This is a genomic window from Bacillus sp. LNXM12-1 (assembly GCF_003004375.1).
Lineage (GTDB): Bacteria > Bacillota > Bacilli > Bacillales > Bacillaceae > Bacillus.
Genome location: NZ_PVWX01000004.1, coordinates 198,147 through 220,421, shown reverse-complemented (window position 1 = coordinate 220,421; position 22,275 = coordinate 198,147). Strand labels below are relative to the sequence as shown.

Here is a 22,275-nt window from a genome sequence, read left to right as displayed (position 1 = left end):
CCTTACCCCTTTATAATCGTTTGAAGAATCCGTGCCAGTTCATCTGCCTGCGGCCTTTTCATCATGGTGACATGGTCTCCTTTGATGTGATAATACGAGCACGTTCCTTTCGTATAAGCCTCCCAGTCTGAGAACTTCTTCTGGAAATCGATGGCGTGATCACTGCTTTGTACAATATAAAACGGCACAGGGAATGGTTCTTTTTCTAATTCAATGGCTTGTGACATGATCGTATTATGCGTTTGCATTTGCAAATATTTATCTAAATATTGATCATTCATAAATTGATGAACCACTTCATCCTTTTCTGCCTCTTTGAGTATTGTCTGTTTCACTTCTTGGAAGCTCAGCCCTTGTAATGCTTCTGGCTGGATGCCGACGAGATTTCCCATTCCAAGGACAAGCGCAAGCATTTTCACTTCTTCTTCGTTCATATCGGCATGGAGCGCCTGATCTGCCTCATCTCTTAGCACGGGCACCGTATCTAAAATGATCAATCCTTTCGGCGCTTTTCCTGCATGGCAGAGCCGCTGATTCATTCCGTAGGCAAGATGCCCGCCCATTGAATGCCCTGCTAGATAGTCAATGCCTGGTCGATAGAAGGTCTCAATGGCTTCAATAAAAATGGTGACAAGCTCTGTGTAATGAAGGAATTGCGGTTCTTCATCCTCATATAAGCCAGGAGACTGCATGGCATAAACAGCGCCTTGATGTGTCATCAGCTTAGCAACATCGATATAGCCCATGACCGTTCCACCGGCAGGCGGTGCAAAGAATATTCTCGGTTCAGCTGGATCGCCTTTTTTCAGCTCAATCACATAGTCCTTCGGAGACCTTTCGACATGCTCCCCGGCCTCTGGCATTGCGTCTACATGTGCGGCTAGCTGAGCCGGTGCTGGATGCATGAAAATCCATTTTGGATCAACACGAATCCCCTTTTCTTTTAATTTGGCAACAGCCTGGATACTCATAATCGAATCGCCGCCTAAATCAAAGAAGGAGTCATGCATGCCTACTTGTTTGACACCAAGCACTTCCTTGAAAGCTGTGACAATCCGCTGCTGCGTTTCGGTGATTGGTTTGTCATCACCCTGGGAAAGAGAGATCGTTTCTGTCGGCTCTGGCAGTGCTTTTTGATCAACCTTTCCGTTCGTTGTGACTGGCATTTCGTCCATTACAATAAAGTAACTTGGAATCATGTAGCCTGGCAGGCTTTCCTGCAAAAATGCTTTCCAGCCCGGAACAGGATTCTCCCCGTCTGTGACAAGGTAGGCTGCCAGCCGTTTAGAGCTGCCATACGTTTTGGCGATGACTGTACATTCCTTTACTTGCGGATGCTTGAGGAGAGCTGTTTCAATTTCCCCACATTCAATCCGGTAGCCTCTAATTTTTACGAGGTTGTCTTTTCGGCCGAGATATTCAATGGTGCCATCTGAACGCCATGTACCAAGATCACCTGAACGATACAGCTTGTCTCCCTCTAGTTCAGGAAATGGATTGTCAATAAAACGCTCCTGCGTCCGCTCTGGATCATGAAGGTATCCTTTTGCCAGCCCTGTGCCGCCGATATAGATTTCTCCTTTGACGCCTGCTGGCACTGGGTTGAGCGCTTCATCTAGTATGACGACAGTTGAGTTCGATACCGGAACACCAATTGGAACTGATCTTGCACCCTCTGGCATGTGCGTGACTTGATGTGTTGTTGCTAAGGTCGTATTTTCTGTTGGACCGTAAGCATTGATGAGCACACCCTCCATATGTGGGAGTACCTTTCGTGCATGCTCACTAGACATCGCTTCTCCGCCAACAAGTAATGTGCGGTAGCCTGCTACACTTTTTGGATCGTGCTCCACCAGCCGATTGAATAATGCGGTTGGCAGACAGTTGGCTGTCACTTGATGCGTTTTGATCAACCGTGATAATTCATCCATATTCAGTGCGGCATATTTTGGGATCAGAATCAGCTGACCGCCATTCAGCAGCATTCCCCATAATTCAAATGTAAAGGCATCAAAAGCATAGTTTGAGAGCTGAAGCATCTTGTCATCTGGACCTAGTTCAATATAGTTTGTTTCTCTAACAAGGCGGACAACTCCTGCATGGGGGAGCATCACGCCTTTTGGTGTACCTGTAGAGCCTGATGTGTAGTTGACATAGGCCAGCTGGTCTTCCCCTATGATCGATTGTTCTCTTTGATACACTGCATCTGTTTCTGGTAACGGCTTGTCCATGTTAATCTTTGTACCTGTAAAGTCTACTAGACGATTCGCAAAATGAGACTGAGTGATGATCACATCACTTTGCGTATCGCGAACGATGAGGCGGATGCGTGCATCTGGATATTCAGGTGACATCGGAACATACGCAGCACCAGACTTGACGATACCTAGCACCGAGACAATCATGTCAAAGGAACGATCAAAAAGCATCGGTACCAGTGAACCTGGTCCAACTCCTTTAGACTGCAAGTAAGCAGCAAGCTGTGTCGCCTTCTCATCCAACTCTTGATACGTCATGTGCTCTTCCAAATAGGACAAGGCAATACGGTGCGGATCACGCTGCACCTGTTCTTCAAACAGCTCTTGAAGGGTCCGTTTTGGATATGATGTAGCCGTTTGGTTTTTTCCTATGATCATGGCGGCCTGTTCCGCTTTGTCCATTAAGCAATAGTCAGAAAATGTACGTTCAGGCTGAGCCGTCATACCATCTAGCAGATGAAGATAATAATTCATATAACGATGGATGGTCTCTTGATCAAATAAATCTGTATTGTATTCCACATGGATCGACAGCTGATCTCCCTGTTCAAATACATGCAGGGTGAGATCAAATTTCGACACTGTATGATGGACCATCACATGTTCACTTGTCAGCCCTTTGAGGTTGACATCGAGCGAATCTGTTACATACCCCATGGCCACTTGGAAAATAGGCGATCGACTTAAATCTCTATCCAACGAAAGATCATCGACAAGCTTGTCAAATGGATAACGCTGATGCTCAAATGCTTTTAACGTCAGCTCTTTCACGTTTTCCATGACATCAGCAAACGTATCTGCTGTGGAGATATCCTGCCTCAGCGCAAGTGTATTCACAAACATCCCAACGAGCTTCTCTGATTGTTTGGCATCTCGCCCTGCGATCGGCGAGCCAATGATGATATCTGTCTGTCCGGACAGCTTGTGAAGCAAGACGTAATAAGCTGACAGCATCGTCATGAACAGCGTTGTGCCCTGCTGCTTGGACAAAGCCTGCAAACGGCGGATAAGCGGTTCTTCCAAGACGATTTGCTCTGTAGCGCCGTTAAATGTTTGAACCGGCGGACGAGGGCGGTCAAACGGCAGCTCTAGCACTGGAAGTTCACCTTGTAAGGTATCGAGCCAATAGGTTTGGTCTGCTTGATGATGCGTTAGTTGCTCATTTTCCCAATGAACATAATCTGTCCATTCGATTTCCAACGCCGGGAGCTGCGGCGATTCATCTGAAAGAAGCCCGTCATATGCCACTTCTAACTCCTGAATGAGCAGGCTGAGCGACCATGCATCTGAAATGATGTGGTGCTGCGCGCAAAGAAGATAAAATTCCTCATTGCCCATATCCACAATCGTCCACTGTGCAAGAGGTCCTCTTTCTAAATCATAGACGCGGTTTGCCTCTTGCTGAATAAGCTGCTTGAGTCTTCTCGTTCTCGTTTTTTCATTAAATAATGAGAAATTCGCAACTGTGACGGATGGCGGAAGGTCTTCACGTATCAGTTGAACTGGCTTGCCGCCAAGCGATTTAAATGTTGCACGCAGTGCTTCATGACGTTTCGTTAAGAGACCAATCGCTTTTGTTAACGCTTGAATGTGCAGTTGTCCTGTCAGCTTCCAAGCACCTAATATATTGTAATGATGGCTCTTTTCTAATGTGGATAAGAACCAAATGCGCTTCTGAGCATGTGACAGCTCATAGCTTGTTCGCTTTTCAAGCTTTGGAATCTTGGCTTCCTGAACAGCCGGTGCCCCTTTGATGTCATCAACCATTTGCGCCAGATGGGCCAGATGCTTACTTTCAAATAATATTTTTAAAGGCGCCTTGATTGAACATTCATGATTGATCCGAGAAATAGTTTGAGTCGCCTTTAATGAATGCCCGCCAAGGTCAAAGAATTGATCCTCTTTGTACACACGATCTACGTCTAAAATGTCCTCCCATATGGCAGCAAGAATTTGCTCTGTTTTCGTTTCTGGCAATTGTTTTTCAAGGGGTTGTCCATTTTTGTGATGATTCAGCTTGAGGGCTTCATGATCAATAGAGCCATCTTGTTTTTTCGGTATTTCCTGTACTTGCTGAATATCCCAGTCACCTTTTGTTACGCCTGCGATATCTTCAAGATGCACTTCTTTGCCAGACTGAACCGTGTAAAAAAGCTTTTTCTCAAAAGTCGGTATTGGTGCTGGCTGAAGATACTCAGCGATTTCTGGATTGGCTCCGTCTAGGCCGATAAATAGATGCGCTTCATTCAGCCGGGCACCTAGACATAATGAATGGAGACCTTGCTTCTTTCCAATCAATTGAAATCCCTTGCGAACGGTTAGCGCTGCGCCGGTATGTCCCTTAGACAAACCAAGATTATCCCACATGCTGAAGTTCAAAGAGATCGCCCGTCTTCCTTCTTGAAAGGTGAGAGCGTGCGCAAGTCCATCTAAAAAGCTGTTGGCTGCAGAGTATGCCCCGAATGTTGTGCCGCCAAAAAAGCCATTCACCGATCCAAAAAAGACGAGTGGTACTGCCGGGTCATGCTTGAAGGCTTCCTGCAGGACAAACGCTCCGTCTGCTTTCCCTGACAGCTCCTTTGTGAAATCCTCTTCTGACGTATGAGCCAATGCATACTTATCCGCATGCTGAAAATGCTCTGACACATTGCCAGCCCCAGCTAAATGCAGCACGCCTCGGATCGATTGACCAAAATGTTTTTCTGCTTTGTAAATCGCCCGCTCGACATCAGCTAAATCGGTCACATCCGCTTGTACATAGATGACGTCACCGAAGTCTTTTAGCTGTGAGAGCGCCTCTTTCTTTTCCAAGCTGCCTTCCAGAGATGTCCTTCCAATCAATACGAGCTTTAGTCCAAATTGGAGCATCTGCTTAGACAGCTCAAATCCAATACCGCCAAGACCTCCAGTCAGCAAATAAAGACCTTCATATTCTAAAAACCCTTCTGTTTGAGGTGCTTTCATCATATTGACTTTTTCCAGCTTTGGTACGAACCTGTGCCCGTTTCGGTATGACACCTCTGCTTTTATATGAATCGCTGACAGCTCTTCAGCAATGTGCTTTGCATCCTGTTCCACATGCTCCGCTTCAATATCAATATGGGACACCTCTGCTCCTTCCCATTCTTGCGGGATGGTTTTTAATAAACCAACGAGCGACGTTTTCTCCACATGAAGATCGTCTTCAGGGCTTACAAATTGACCACCCTTTGTCACTACGACAAGCCGGATCGGCTCTTTGTTTTCTTGTCTCCATGCTTGATACAAGTACAAAATAGATTGATTGGAACTCGCATGCATTTCTTTGAACTGCGCAGGCTCAACGATGGCTTCTTTGTCTGTCACATTCCACAGGTGGAGCACCTGCCCGGTCTTTAATTCATCTGCTTCAAGTGCTGCAGCGAGCCTGACATAATCCCCCTTGATTCTCGGGTTCATTTGATACATTCCTTTGGACAGACGCAAAAATTCATGCCCTTTTTTCACAGAAACATAGGACTGATTTCTTTGTTCTAATTGTGCGTAAAGCGATTGGTACAGCCCTTTTTCATCCTCGAAAACGAGTACATGATCAGCAGAAGGCTGAGACGGACCAATATGCTCCTTTGCCCAAGTGCGTTTGAAAAACCAATCTGGGAGTGTTTGTTCATTTTCAGAAGCAAGATCCAGTGCCCTTTCAATGTCACGGAATACTCCCTCTTTTAGCGCTGCACCTAACTGGGCACGTTGGATTTTCCCACTCTCTGTTTTCGGAAATTGGTCTTTTTTCACCGGAATGATATGATCAGGCTCTATCCCGATTTTTCGGATGATGGCCTCTCTAATCTGCTGAATCATCGTGATTTGTTCCTCTATCGAATCTTTTTGCGAGACAAAAAAGACGGCAAGCGTGTCGTTGCTTGATTCGGGATTGTAAATGCCGTACGCAGCGGCAAAGGTGACTTCAACCCCGTCCACCTCTTCCACAACCGCTTCAATTTCGTAATTCAAATAGTTGGCTCCGTTGATGACGATGATGTCCTTTTCCCGGCCTGTCAGAACAAGACGCCCTTCATGAATAAACCCTAAATCCCCTGTGTGAAACCAGCCATTTTCCGCAAATACCTCTTGATTGGCTTCCTCATTTTGATCATAGCCCATCATAATCGTTGGACTCTTCACCTGTAAGCGTCCGACCTGATCTTCTGGCAGCACATGATGATGTTCATCTACAATCCGAATCCATACAGACGGAATAGGTACGCCGACTTCTGTAAACGTCATCTTGTGCGGATGATCTTGCGTCACGTATTGAATTTCACCTGTTAACGAGGTCTGATCAATCGTAAGCTGTCCATCCTGATCATCATGCCGCATGAATTTCTTTGATTGAACAATGGCTGAGGATGTTTCAGACATGCCGTACGCCGGCACCATCGCATGGCGGCTTAATCCGTGCTGACCCATGATATGCATGAAGCGCTGCGTCACTTTTGGCACAACCGCTTCGGCTGCATTCATAATATAAGTCAGTGTGGAGAGATCCCAGCTCCCCTTGCGAATGTCGTCCTCATATTCATTCATCATGGCAAAAGCAAAATTCGGTGCCCATGTCCTTGTGACGCCGTATGTTTCTACCCAATCCAGCCACACCATCGGCCGCTCGATAAATTGATCGATGGATGGACTAATCTGCTGGCAGCCAAGGTAGACGTCATGCACATGAAACATGACAATGCCTCCTACATGATCAAGCGGCATCCAGTTAAGCGACACATCCTCATGCGTAAAGCCATTTGTCTGCTCAAAGGAGATGATCCGAGATAAAATACTTTGATGGTTGTGACGGATACACTTAGGCACACCCGTACTTCCTGAAGAGAGCAGCTGAAGCACAGGCTCATCCGGCTCTGGCTCATAATGCTGTTCATCCGGTTCACACGTAAGCAATGTTTCTACTGTTAAAATAGGTATTTCTTTTGTCTCAAATGTCTCACGCAGCCCAGCAATGTCTTCAGCACTTGCTTCGTTTGTAATAATAAACGGTTCATTTTGCAGCTGAAACACGCCCTTGAGCTTGTTCACTCCTTGATTCATCTCATCATAAACAGGCGGCACAGAGACTGGAGTCGGAATGATGCCACCGAGAATACAGCCCCAAAACACAGTGATGAAATCGTGATGATCTTTTAATTGAAGTAACACTTGATCGCCGTTTGTCAGGCCTGCTTTCCTTAAACCAGACAGAACCCGTTCTGCGTTTGTGAGTAACTCAGGATAGGTTTGGGTCAACGTGCGCCCGCCTTCTTTGATATAGATCACCCCGCGGTCAGGTGACATAAAGGCTGATCGAATCAGCACCTCTGTCAGTGTGACAGGTGTGCCTGGTTTTTTGATGACATCCCCGCCATACACAAGTGCTGGCGGCTTTTCATGAGCGGATGCTTGCTTTGTTTCGCCCTCTTCATTCTTCGAGATCGATATGTTCCCTTGCGCACGCTGCCGATTAGGAAACAGATCATCTAGGTGATAAGGCATTTGTTTTTCTGTCTGACTTTCAATGAGAGCGGCCGCTTCCTCCACTCCATCTATGGCTTTCGTACGCTCTTCTATCTTTCTTAAACCCTCTTCATCAATGATGTCGATCGAAAGCAGTGCTTCTGTATCGATGGCTCCACTTTCTGCCCTTGGCAAGGAAGGCAATAAGACGAGAGCGGCTGGTACTTCATGAGGATGAAGCGGGCCTTTCATCAAGTCCTCTCTTGTCAGCGAAGGGTCCTTCGCCTGTGCAAATAGCACAAGCGAGAGGCTGCCTTCTTGATTTTTCTTAGGGATTAACACACATTCCTTTAGCGGAAAATGAAGCATCATGACTTGCTCTAATGCTTTCAGATCGATTCGTTTTCCGTTGATTCTGACGATATGATTTGCTGCATGTCCTTTTCGTCTACTAACTAACATCGTTCTTCTCCTCCTACATCCAATCCAAAATCTGAATCTTGTTTTTTTCAGTCCAAACGCCGACATCCCCTGTCGGATAAAGGTATTCGCCTGTTTGATGTTTGAATGGATGCGGAATTTTATGCGTCTCCATCCAATCGGCAAGCTCCCCGCAAAGTGCTTTGATATCCTTCGCGCCGATAAAAATATCTCCAGAAAATCCTACCGGTATGAGCTGATGCTCTTCGCTTAGCACAAATATTTCCGTCTCACAGGAAGGATCGTGCACACCTGAGTAGACCTCTTCTTGGTCTGGGTACAGCACGCTGACTTGTGCGTTTTTCGACCAATCGGTGATCATCCGCTCTTTTTCTTCATTTGTCACCATCGTGAAATCAGAGAGTGGTGTCTCCACTTGTTCTGTCATGGCTTCAAGTGTGTGGATCAGCTGCTGCATCAGCGATTGTATTTGTTTTTCTGTATATTGATTGAAGCGGTATGTGACTCGAAGCTCCAGCGTATCTCCTGGGACAGCCACAAGGGTCAGGTCATAGTTTGTTTCTTCATGACTTGCAATGTCTAATATCCGTACACCATACGGCTCTACAGATTCAATCGGATAGTTTTCAAACACGACAATGCTGTTAAACAATGATTCTCCATTCGGGATTTGGGTCATCTGCTGAATATCTGGCAGTACGGTATACTCAAATTCTCGCATGTGAAAAACCGTTTCCTGCGTCTGTGCCAGCAGCTCGGCAATGGTCCTGTCTGGTGTGATCGGCAAACGGAGCGGCAAGGTGTTAATAAAGAGCCCTGTCATGCTTTCAACCTCTGGTAAGTCCGCCGGCCGCCCAGATACTGTGACACCGAACACGACATCCTCTGAGCCTGAATGAAGGTGCAAGAGCAGCCCCCATGCCGCCTGAATCAGTGTGCTCATCGTGACCTTCTGTGTGCCTGTCATCCTCTCCAGCTTCTGCTGCATTTCAGGCGTCAGTTTGATACTAAATTGATCAATACCTGCTCCTTCATTCGAAGTCTGCTCTCCGTCCCCAGGAAGTGGTGTGGCTTCCTCCACTCCTGACATATAATGTTTCCAGAACTCTTGCGCCCTCTCTTGATCCTGCTTTTGCAGCCATTCGATAAAATCTTTATACGGACGTACAACAGGAAGGTTTATCTCTCGTTCATCCACAAGAGAGCGATACATTGAAAAGGATTCCTCAATCAAGCCGAACAGGCTCCAGCCATCGATTAAAATATGATGAAAGCTAAAAACAAACGTGCATGTTTTCTCGTCACGATGGAATAAAGCGATACGAATGAGCGGTTCAGCCGCATCCTCTAATTCGAAATCCTTTGAACGATCGGATTGTAAATAACGCTCAATGGTTTTCTTCTGATCCGTTTCACTCAGGTGGCGCACATCGTGCTGAGTGAGGTGAATGCTTCCTTCTGATTGAATCAATTGGACAGGCTCCTTTAGCCCCTCCCAAGCAAATCTTGTCCGCAAAATCGAATGACGTTCTACAAGCAGATTCCATGCTTTTTCATAGGCTTCGCCGTCCGTTAAGCCTTCGAGCGTCATATGCACCTGACCAAAATAAGCCTGTGACGCTTGATCTAACAGTGCATGAAACAGCATCCCTTGCTGCATCGGAGATAGTGGATATACATCCACTACATGATCTGGAAGCTCATCTATTTGCTTTTGCGTCAGCTGAACCATTGGAAAATCAGATGGCGTAAAGCCGCCTTTTGTCTCTATACAATGCGTCAGAATGTCCTCCATTTTTTCTTTGAACCGTTCAGGTAACTGGCGCACCTCTTCCTCCTGAAGCAGTTCACGATTGATCATAAAATTCATCTGAAGCTGACCACTGACAACGTATCCGTACACATCGATTAAATGCTGTCTTTCTGCTTTTGGATCATGTACATGTCCATTTCGTTCATCTGCTAAATACAGATTTGCTTCACCATCTATTTGATCTAACTGTCCAAGGTAATTAAAGCTCATCTGCGGCGCTGCCGTTTTGAGTAAGCGAGATGCTGTCATGTATTGAAGCAAGCCATAGCCGATCCCCTTTTGCGGCACAGCTCTTAAGGTTTCTTTGACATCTTTGATTTGTCTCTCCACATCGGTTTGAATAAAAGGAATAAAAATAGGATAAAAGCTTGTAAACCAGCCGACTGTCCGTGACAAATCCATCTGTTCAAATAAATCCTCGCGTCCGTGTCCTTCTAACGTGATCAATATTGGCTTTCCAACAGCTTGCGCAAGTCCTGATAAAAGTAAATCGTTAACCTCAGTTCGGTACGCTTGTGATGCGTGCCTTAGTAAAATGTCTGTTTGATCCTTCGTCAATTGAACAGTCAGGATCTCTGCATGTTCTTCTATATTGAAAAGCGCAGGTGTTTGAAAAGGAGAACCTTCTTCCTCTTGATCCATGATCTTTTGCCAAAAAGGAACCTGCTCTTGTAATTGATCGGTTTGTGCATATTCATAGAGTGCATCTGCCCACTGCTGATAGGAAGCGGTTTTCTTTGCAAGCGCGATCTCCTGCCGTGCCGCAAGCTGCTTCAATCCATTTAATAAATCTTCCTGTATGATGCGCCACGATATTCCATCCATTACAAGATGGTGGGCTGCGATAAAGAGTTCAGACGTACGATCACTTGTCTGAAAAAGAATGGCTTTGATCACTTCTCCCCGCTCTAATGACAATGTTCCTTGACAAGCGCTTGTCTCCAAACGAATTTGCTCTAGCGCTTCCTCGTGAGAAACATCCGTCAAATCAAAGAATGTGACACAAGGGGTAATGCCAGGCGCACGAATGGTTTGAATCCATGTGCCGTCTGCTGCTTTTGTATAAATGGCTCTCAGCATATCGTGATGATCGACAAGCTTCGAAAGAACCTGTGTCAACTGTTCGGGTTGTACAAATTGTTTAAATTCCATATGCGCTGATAGATTCCAATAATCTTGGTTTGTCATCGATTGCTCAAGGAACCAAGATTGGATTGGAAGCAGACGAACATCTCCTGTAACAGGCGATTGATCATAGGACACAGACACATCCGCTCTTTTCATAGCGCGTGCCAGCTGCGAAATGGTCTGTTTTTCAAATACATCTCTTGGCTGAATGATGTAGCCTTCCTGTGCTAGACGTGCCACCATTTGTATGACAATAATGGAATCTCCGCCTAGTTCAAAGTAGTTATCATGTACATCAATTGAAGGAGTGCCAAGAAGCTGAGTCCACACTTTTTCCAGCACTCGTTCTTCCTCACTGAGTGCCTTATCTGCTGGTTTGTCTGCTTCTTCCTGTCTCCACTCTGGCGGCGGGAGACGCTTTTGGTCTACCTTGCCGTTTGGTGTGAGCGGCAGTTCCTCTAGCTCTATGAATAGACTTGGTACCATATAATCTGGCAGCTTGTCTTTCAAGGCGCTGCGAAGGTCTTGCTGGGTCCATGCACCTTTTTGGACAAAGTAACCGATGAGGCGCTTATGACCACTCTCGTGCTGATGCGGAATGACCGAACATTCTATGATGTCTTCAACACTCAGCATAGCGGCTTCAATTTCGCCGCATTCGACGCGATGTCCGCGTATTTTCACTTGATGATCCATTCTTCCAATGCAGTCGATGATGCCATTTGGGAGCCAGCGGCCCATATCGCCTGTTTTATATAAACGCGCTCCTTTTTGGAAAGGATGCGGGATAAATGATTGCGATGTTTTTTCTTCATCTCCAAGGTAACCGAGTGCCAGCCCTGTTCCGCCAACGTAGATCTCTCCAATAACACCCTGCGGAACCGGCTGCAGCTGGTCGTCTAATACATAGGCTTGTGAATAAGCAATTGGCTGACCGATAGGAACTGTCGCCTGCCCTTCGTCTAATGAGCGAATGTGATGCACACAGGAGAACGTCGTATTCTCAGTTGGTCCATAGCCGTTTAAAAGCCCTTCAGGTAAATACGGCAGTGCCTTGCGGATATGAGCAGCTGAGAGCGCATCACCACCAACCAATAATGCATCGAATCCAGATAAGGCTTCAGGATGTTCCTCTGTTAACCGGTTGAACAGCGGCACCGTCAGAAATCCTGTTGTGATCTTGTATGATGTCAGCGTGTCAGCCAGCGTATCCATTGATAAAATCGTATCTCGATCGGTCAGGATCAGCCTTCCCCCATTTAGCAGGGCTCCCCATATTTCATACGTAAAGGCATCAAAGGAGAAGCTGGCGATTTGTAAAATACGCGTATGTTCATCAAGGGTGACATAATCTGTTTCACAAACAAGCCGGATGACTGCTTGATGCGGGATCAAAACCCCTTTCGGCTGTCCAGTTGATCCTGACGTGTAATTGATATAAGCGAGTCCATCAGGTTTTAGGGCAACAGGTATGAGTTCTGCTTCTGATAAAAACTCTTCATATCCCTCATCAAGACAAATGAGTTCGGTTTGACTGATTGACACCTTTTTGAGCCATTCATTTTTTGTTAGTAACAGCTTAATACCTGTATCCCTCAGCATATAATCAATCCGTGTATCTGGATATTCAGGATCAATTGGCACGTAGGCGCCTCCTGCTTTCACAATCGCCAGCACCCCAAGAATCATTTGAGGCGACCTGTCGATGAGCAGCCCTACTGGTTCATGCGGCGTCACACCTCGCTGCTGCAGAGAAGCAGCAAGCCGGTCGACTTTCTCTTGTAACACACGATACGTCCACTGCTCTTCCCCGAATTCGAGAGCAATCGCATCGGGTGACTTTCTCACCTGCGCTTCAAACCGTTCCGTGATGAGAAGCGGGCCTGCAGGCTGATTGGTTTTACCGCTCCATTCATAGAGCAGCTGATGCTTTTCTTTCTCTGGCAGGTAATTCATTTGTCTGATCGGCTGTGCTGGATTTTCACAAATACACGCAAGCAGATGCTCGTAGTACCGAAGGAACCGATCCATCGTGTCGTCAGAAAATAAGTCCACATCATACTCCAGTTTTAATTGAAGACCCTCCGCCCCTTCAAAAACAAACAGGGATAGATCAAATTTGGCGGTATCGTTATCTTCAATGGCTAAAACGGATGTCGCCTCCCCCATCGGAGAAGCTTCAAGCGGTAGGTTTTGCAGAACGAACATGACCTGAAACAGCGGCTGCTTGCCAGCCTCACGTACAATATTCAGCTCATCTACGACCATCTCAAACGGCACATTCTGATGCGCATAGGCGCCCATTGTTGTTTCTTTCACCCGCTCTAATAGTTCAGTGAAAGCAGGATTCCCGCTATGATCGATCCGAAGTGCCAGCGTATTTACGAAAAATCCGATGAGATGCTCCATCTCCGTCCGATTTCTCCCAGCAATGACTGATCCAATCACAAACTCATTCTGTGAAGACAATCGATGCAGCAAGGTAGAAAAGGCAGTCAGTAACGTCATATAAAGGGTGCTGTCTGTCTTTTTAGAAAGGGCAGCCAGCTGCTCAGATAGCGACTTCGACAAGTGGTATTTTTTCGTTTTTCCCTTGTAGGATTGAACGGCTGGCCGCGGGTAGTCATACGGCAAAACCAAATCTTCTACAGGAACCGCAAATTGCTCCTTCCAATAGGAAAGCTGCTTATGCAGCGTCTCTCCAGTCAAATACTCCTTCTGCCATAGTGCGTAATCCGCATATTGAATCGGCAGCGGCGAAAGATCAGGCGCTCTCTTGTCAATCATCGCTGTATACCACTCAGACAGCTCTCTTGCGGCAATCCCAACCGACCAGCCATCTGACACAATGTGATGAATGGACATCAGCAGCAAATGATCTGTTTCCGACAGCCGAATCAGTTTCACTCGAAAGAGCGGATCATGTTCTAAGCGGAAAGGTGTGCCCGCCTCTCTTTTTGCCCATTCAGCCGCTTTTTGTTCTTTTTCTTTCTGTGCTGTCAGATCTGATAGATCCACCACTTCAAGCTCTGGAAGAGTCATATGCTCATGTATGATCTGCACTGGTTCATCGCCGCTCATGGTAAAGGAAGTTCTGAGCGATTCATGCCTTTGCACCATTTGCTGCAGACTCCTCTGAAGCACCTTCACATCTAAAGGTCCATTCATCCGAAAGGAAATTGTATTATTATAAAATGGCAGATCGGGCTGTAATTGATAGAGAAACCACTGCCTTTGCTGGGCATAAGACATCGGAATCTCCTGACCCTTTTCCATTTTCCGCATCGGAACCGCTTCATCCACTTTTGCATGCGAATCGATCCATTCCGCTAATTCCCCAAGTCTCGTATGCTCAAAAAGAACAGCGAGCGGCACGTCAAATCCCATTCTTTGTCTCACCGCAGACAGCATTTGCGTTGCCTTGAGCGAATGACCCCCGAGTAGAAAGAAATGATCACCGCAGCTGACATTTGAGACATCAAGCAGCTCGGACCAAATGTTTGCCAAAAGTTTCTCCGTCTCCGTTTGAGGCGCTCTGTCCTCTGCCTCCTGTCCACTTTCCTCAATGAATGCTTTGAAATACGCTTCATCCGGCATGCCATCCTCTGATTCTTTCCAGTATTCCTCAGGAAATAGATGTACGGAATATTCACCAGATAGATGAGACTGCAAACACGTATAAATGGACTGATACAGCCGTTCTTCAATAGCCTTTGTTTTGTCGGTTTTAAAAAAGACATACATGGCTTGCTCTGTTTGCCTCTCCGCTTGGCTCATTTCTTGAATGTCCTGCTTTGACCGATCTAATCCCATATAAATGAGAGGTGCATCTGTCATCAAACATGCCAGCATTGTCTGGAAGCCCGCCCGCTTTGGAATCGGAAGATAGCCTCTTTCTTTTAACATGCCTTTGATCATCGAACCCTCGCTCATGCCGACCTCATCCCACATGCTAAAGCTAAAGCAATACGGCTTCACTGTAGATGTCAGCCTTTGATAATGAGCAAATTGTTCAACGAACTCATTGGCAGCGCAATAAGCGCCGACGGTCATCCCGCCCTTTAACGTTCGTGCTGACGAGCTAGATAGAAATAAGACGTTCTGCCGTTTAGAAGCCGCTTCATGAAGCGCAATCGTGCCATATACCTTCGCTTCGTACATCGCATGTAAGGACGCAGACGTCATGTCAGCAAGCAGCTCCTCTTGAATGATGCCAGCGAAATGAATCACGCCATGCAGCCTTTTTCCTTGAGCCGCCTCTTGTCTTGAGATGAGCGCTTCAATGTCTTTTGCGTCCGTCATGTCCACTTCTTCATAAAAAACTGTGCCGCCATGGTCTTTCGCTTGTTTCTCAAGTGAGGTCAAAACGTCTTGCTGCTCCGCAGATAAAGCCTTTCGTGCTTTTCTTCCAAGCAGCACAAGATGCGCTTGATAGGACGTCAGAAGGTGTTCACTCAGCATCCGCCCAATGCCGCCAAGCCCTCCTGTCATCACGTAAAGCCCAGATGATTCAAATGGCGGTTTCTTCCTCTTTTGATCTTTTTCCAGATGCAGCGGTGATAAAAGAGGAATATAACGAACACCTTCACGGTAAGCAGCGATATGATGGCTTGTGTCATGTGTAAGCTCTGTCATGATCGCTGATGCATGAGAACGGTCAGCCGGTTCTGTTAGAGAAAAATCAAGACATCGCACCTTGATAAACGGCCATTCATGCTGTACAGCTGTCATCAATCCTGTTGTCGTTGCTTTTTCCACATGATGCGTTTGATCTTCTGGCAAATTCATCGCATGAGCTGAGACAAAGGTGATCTCTACAGGTTCCTCATAGGTGGCAATCGCTTTTGTTACATATAATGCACTCATGCTGCCAGTTTTCTGCGCTTCCTTCGCCATTGCCGCTTGAAGTGTGTCTTCCTTGTTTGTGTAGTTCCAAAGGTGAATGATTTGTTTCACCGAAACGCCATACGAACGGAGCGTCTCAAAGAGTTGTTCGTAGTCTGACGGCCGATTCGGGTGGATGATGAAGTGAGTATGTGTGAGTTGTGTGAATGCTTGACCCGGTTCAACCGTAATATAGGTTTGTTCATTGTTTGAGAGGGATCTCAATTGATCTGCCAGCCCTAATGCATCTGCAAAGATCACCATGTCCCCTGCTGTTTGCTTTTCAGTTTCATGAAGCGGAGCAGGTGTCCACTTCTTTTGATAACTCCAATCAGGCAAGGTGTGTTCATTTTCAAGTCTGATGTCCAGTTCCTTGATGATTTCGTCGAATTCACCTTCCTGCCACCTTGTCTTGAGCTGTGCCCTTTCTATTTTTCCAGAGCTTGTTTTCGGAAAGGCATGCTTCTGGACAGGGATAACCTTTGATGCAGACAGACCCATTTTTGTCGCAATATGGGTTTTAATATGCTGGCTAGCCCTCATGATATAAGCAGGCTCATACAGCTTCGGTGTAAAAAAGAGAATCAGTTCATCGGATGCAGATGCCTCCATCCGAACGGAGCAAGCAGCCACAAAGCTCGTTTCTACGCCTGGTACTTCCTCTGCCATGGCTTCAATCTCATAGTTGTGATAATTTTTCCCGTTGATGATGATCATGTCTTTTTCTCTACCGGTTAATGTCAGCCTTCCTTCGTGCAGAAAACCTAAATCACCCGTGTGAAACCAGCCCTCTGTTTGAAAAACCTCTTGATTCGCTTCGTCATTCTTGTAATAGCCCTTCATTGTCGTCGGCCCTTTGATTTGCACGCTGCCAATATGATCTTCGGGAAGAAGCTCATGCTGATGGTTGACGATACGAATCGTGATACCCGGAATCGGTTTCCCCAGCTCTGTAAAGCTGACGGTTCCTGTCTCACGTGCCTCCGCTGGTCTTAGCTGCTCTGTCAGCGACGTTTCCTCAAAGGTCAGAACCCCGCTGTTTTCATCTCCCCGCTCAATCGCAAAAGAGAAGACAACGGCTGATGAGATTTCAGACATGCCGAAAGCCGGTCTGATGACGTCTCCCTTTAAGCCGTGCGGAGCGAGCAGGTGTAAAAACCGGTGAATTGTCTTCGGTACGACCGCTTCTGCCCCATTGATCATACACGTCATGGCAGAAAGATCCCAAGATCCTGAAGAAATGTCTTTCTCATAATCATTGATCATCGCAAATGCGAAGTTAGGTGCCCACGTCTTCGTTGCACGATAGCGTTCCATCCAGTCAAGCCAGCGCAGCGGCTGAGCGATGAAGTCATCTGTCCTTGCCCGAATCTGTTCACAGCCTGTGTACACATTGACAAGGTGGAACATCACAATGCCGCCAATATGATCTAATGGCATCCAGTCTAACGAGACATCCTCTTGTGTAAACTGATTGGCTGCCACTGTCCCTTTGACATTCGCCAGCACACTTCTATGAGAATGCTCTACGCATTTAGGCATCCCCGTACTTCCAGACGTTAAGATAAAAAAGACTGAATCATCAGGCGTGACTGGATGTGCTTCTAGATCTCTTTCTAAAGTGAGCATCGGTTCAACGGCTGCCACACGTAATTGATCTGTATGCCACAGTAAAGCTAAGCCTTGCACCTCATCAATCAGCGAGTCATCCGTGAGAATGAGCGGGTGTTCCAGCAGGTTCCAAGCGTGATGAAGCTTCTTCACTGAGGCATTCATTTCCCGATAGGTCGGGGCTGCCGATACAAGTGTTGGGACAAATCCGCCTAACACACATGCCCAAAAGGCCGTGACCATCGCATGATTCGATGAAAATTGAAAGAAGACAGGATCACCTGGCTCAAGCCCTAGTGCCCTTAAACCCGTCAGAACCCGTTCGGCATCCTCCTTTAACTGTGCGTAGGATTGCGTGAGTTCATTTTCACTATTGATGATATAAGTCAGCCCGTTTGTCGTTTTGGCTGCCTCAGTTAGAGCGTCCTGCAAGGTTTGAGCTCCTGCACTAACATCTATATCCCCCCCATAGGAAATGGCTGGGGGCATGTCCGCTAAAATAGGCGAAGCCATTTGCGTCTGTATCCATTCAACTGCGGCCTCCTGCTCCATGTGATGGTCGAGAAATAAATGAGAGAGGTGATATGGCCGAGGTCGAATGGTTTTTTCACGAGAAAAAACAGCGAAGCGTTCGATTTCGTTGGTTTGTAAAATGGTTTTCTGTACATCTTGTAAAATCGTATCCATTGATTCATGTACATTCGATTGATTGATGGTTGATGGTTTCATATGAGTTCCTTTCCTTTTTTGTCAGGCAGGGCTGCCAGTGTGCACCCCTGCCTAATCTAAAGTTTACAAGACTGCTTCTCTATTTTTATGATGGACTATCTTTTGGATCAGCTGTGCATTTTGAGCGGCACATTCTTTGTTTTTGAACATGTCAGCGTGCTGACCATAGCCTTGATATTGTCGATAAGCGCCGGTCGTCGCAGCTTCCCAATTTTCCATCCAGTCTGGTATCGCAATTTGCTCTTCGGATTGGATGAAGTCAATGTCTGCTTGTATCTCTCCTTGGTTCACCCCCTTAACAAAAGTTTCATAGTAGGCTCTCGTTTTTTGAGCCAGCGCGTCTTGGATGAGCTCCGCTTGGGCAAGTTCACTTTGCTGCGACTGATGGACGATCGCTGCTATATCGTCATCAATGGATCGTCCTTCTAAATCACTTTCTCCTATTTTCTTATAGGAATCGATCATGATGACCTTTTCGACGGTCCGCCCTGCTTGTTCGAGCGATTGAACAAGCTCAAAGGCTAGGTAGCACCCGCCAGAGTATCCCATCAAAGTCAGCGGTCCTTCAGGCTGAAGGTGCTGGATATGCTGAACATATTGCGAAATTCGATGATCGGCTTCAATAAAGTCAAAGGCGATCAAACGAACACCATCAAGCGTTTTTGCGGCTTCCTGATAAATAAAGCCATAGCCTGGTAATGGCGGGAGAGCAAAGACTGTTGGCGTTTGAGATTCATTGAATACAAGATAGCCTGCGGCTTCCTGATCCTGCTGTTGAATATAACGGCTGATTGCTTCAATGGTAGGCGTCTCAAACAGCAAATGAATGGGCACCTGAACATCGAATTCCTTCGACACCTTGGATAAAAGCGACATCGCTTTTAATGAATGCCCGCCAAGCTCAAAGAAATGGTCATCTGTGCTGATATCATCTCTTTCAAGCACTTCCCTCCACATCACAAGCAACTTTTGTTCTACCTCATTTACTGGAAGCTTCACATGGCGGTTTCCTTGAGGCGCCTCTGGCTTTGGCAGCTGACGTTTATCAACCTTTCCATTTGGCGTAAGCGGCATTTTCTCAAGTCTGATCAGCTCATGAGGCTGCATGTAAGCCGGAAGTTTTTCCTTCAGCCCTGACTTGATCACATCGAGTTTGTCCTTCCACTCCTCCTCACACGTCATATAGGCGAGCAGCCTTGTATGCTGCGTGTTATGCTGATCAGCTATAAGGGCAGCTTGCTTTACGCCTGGATGCATGAGAAGGTGGGCTTCAATTTCTGTCAGCTCAATTCGATGACCGCGAATTTTCACCTGGTCATCCACTCTGCCTGCATACTCAATCAAACCGTCTGCTCGAAAATAGGCCAAGTCTCCCGTACGATACAGCCTTTCTCCCGCAGCAAATGGATGGGCGATAAAGGCTTGTTTTGTCAGATCAGGACGATTCAAATACCCCTTCGCAAGCCCTTTTCCGCTCAGGCATAGTTCTCCGACCATTCCAATCGGCTGAAGCTGTCCGTGCGGGCTCAATATATAAGCACCCGTCTGGTTGAGCGGCTTTCCGATTGGAATCGAACGCGTCTCTACCGGCAGAGCCTCATCTACTGGATAATAGGTGGCGAAGACCGTTGATTCGGTTGGACCGTAGACATTGATCAGTCTGTCTTTCCCCATGACATCAAAGGCTTTCCTCACATGCTGTACCGATGCCCGCTCTCCTCCGAACAGCACCTTGCGCACACTGCGCATCCAGTCGGTTTCTTCATCAACGAGGAGATTAAATAATGCCGTCGGAACAAACATGACAGAAATGTTTTCCCTTTTAATCAACCCCGTCAGCTCGCCCATGTTTAAAATGGTCTCTTTTTTCGGCAAGACAAGCTTTGCTCCGTTTAAAAGTGCGCCATATACATCAAATGTAAAGCCATCAAATACGCTGTTGGATAGTGACAGCAGTGTATCTGTTTCTGAAATGGTTAAGTAGTTCGTATTTTTGACCACCCGGGCAATATTGGAATGGGTCGTCATGATGCCTTTTGGCTGACCTGTTGTACCAGATGTATACATGATGTAAGCCGTATCGTGTAAGCCTGCTTCTAGCAGAAGATTCTCTGAGCTCATCAGTGAAATTTCCTGATCATCCGCAAACAGATACGTACCATCAAACGCAAGTGCCTTCGCCTGACCGATAAAGGATGAGTGAGTCAGAAGATGCGTTGCCCCGCTGTCTTTAAGCATGTATTGAATGCGGCTTTCTGGATAATCGGGATCAATTGGCACATAGATTGCGCCTGCTTTTAAGACAGCCAGCAGGCTGACAATAAGTTTAGGCGTGCGGTCGGCTAAAATGGCGATGACCGTTTGATGCGTGACCCCATTTTTTTGCAAATGCCTTGCCAATCGATTGGCTTGTTCATTCAGCTCCGCATATGTCATCGTGTGCTCACCTGCTGATAATGCCACTGCATTCGGCTGTTTGCGGACATTATGCTCAAACCATTTCGACAAATACAGCTGGTCATGCTCAAGCTCAGGCGCATTCCATTCCTCAAGAATCAGCTGCTTTTCCTGTTTCGTGACGAGTGTAAGTGTATGAACCGATTGATCAGGATGCTTGATCGCCTCGCTCATCAATAGACTCAGCTGCTCCTTTAACCGGTGGACAAATTGAGGATCAAATGCTTTTTGGTTAAAGGCCAGCTTCAATTGCAATTGTTCTCCTGGTGATGCCAGCAAATTGAGATCATAGTTCGATTTTTCATACACATTCATGTTTTCCACAGTAAACCCTAATCGCGCCTCTTGCTCGTCCTTCTTTGCGGCTGGGACGTTTTCAAACACGACAATATGATCAATGAGTGGCTGCTGACCTGTCTTTGCCTGAATATCATAAATCGGAATATATTGGTGCGGCTCGGCTGCAAGAGACTGCTGCTGAGTCTCTGATAGAAGAGAACGGAATGTCATGTCATCTGTCAGCTGAATTCTTCTTGGGATGACATTGATGAACAAGCCAACCATTCTGTCAACACCAGCCAAATCTGCCGGACGTCCCGACACAACCGTGCCAAACAACACATCATTTGAACGCTGATATCTGCTCAACAGAATTGACCACACCGATTGAAGCACGCTGCTTAACGTGGCATTTTGCTGCAACGCTAACTCTGATAAAGCAGCCGTTTCTTCTTTGCTCATCGACCATTCCATTTCGCCTAATTCATGTTCATTCGTTTGTTTTCTCTGTTCTTTAAAGGTTGATTGTCCATCAAACCCGGCTAATGATTGCTGCCAATATTGAAGTGATGCTTGTTTATCTTGTTTTTCCAGCCATTGAATATATTCTTTGTATGGTTTAACCGGTTCCAGCTTGTAAGGGACGTCATGCAAAAGTGCATGATAAATTGCAAATAACTCCTGCACCACAAGCCCAAAGCACCAGCCATCAAGGAGGATATGGTGATAGCTCCATATCCAGCGATAGCTGGCAGGACCCGTTTGGAAAACGGATGCCCGCATGAGAGAATCCTTCGAGAGATCAAATCCTCTCAGCTGATCCTGTTGTTTAAATGTCTCAATACGTACAAGCTGTTCGTCTTCAGAAAGATCCTGCATGTCCACCACATCAAGCGTAAAAGGGCGTTTCTTCAGCACAACTTGGACAGGGCGCTTCACTTTTTCGTGGAGAAATACGGTACGAAAAATATCGTACCGTTCCACGATGACATTCATGCTTTTCTCAAGTAAGTCATGACGCAGTGTGCCCTTTACGTTCATATCCATTTGCTCTACATAAAAGCCCTTTTCTTGATGATGGAGGGTATGAAACAGCATTCCTTCTTGCATCGGTGACAGATAATACATGTCTTGAACTTGATCCCTTTTAAATGAACTCATCTATTTCATCCTCCCTTCCCGTTTGTATGACTGATC

3 protein-coding genes are annotated in these 22,275 nt (G+C 46.4%); all 3 read right to left on the bottom strand.

All coding sequences use genetic code 11. The features are described 5' to 3' along the window. Positions 1-2: 2 nt before the first annotated feature. Entirely contained in the window at positions 3-8,198 is an 8,196-nt protein-coding gene (locus tag C6Y07_RS15675; protein WP_106157022.1) for a non-ribosomal peptide synthetase, read from the bottom strand. Positions 8,199-8,211: 13 nt separating this feature from the next. Continuing rightward, entirely contained in the window at positions 8,212-18,342 is a 10,131-nt protein-coding gene (locus C6Y07_RS15670) for a non-ribosomal peptide synthetase (protein ID WP_106157020.1), read from the bottom strand. 63 nt (positions 18,343-18,405) lie between these two features. Continuing rightward, complete coding sequence (locus C6Y07_RS15665) at positions 18,406-22,239, bottom strand: non-ribosomal peptide synthetase (RefSeq protein WP_106031581.1); 3,834 nt, start codon at positions 22,237-22,239, stop codon at positions 18,406-18,408. Positions 22,240-22,275 lie beyond the last annotated feature (36 nt).

Excerpts from the sequence above, each read along its gene's own strand:
- C6Y07_RS15675 (WP_106157022.1), bottom strand. The coding sequence starts at position 8,198 with ATGTTAGTTAGTAGACGAAAAGGACATGCAGCAAATCATATCGTCAGA.
- C6Y07_RS15670 (WP_106157020.1), bottom strand. The coding sequence starts at position 18,342 with ATGAAACCATCAACCATCAATCAATCGAATGTACATGAATCAATGGAT.
- C6Y07_RS15665 (WP_106031581.1), bottom strand. The coding sequence starts at position 22,239 with ATGAGTTCATTTAAAAGGGATCAAGTTCAAGACATGTATTATCTGTCA.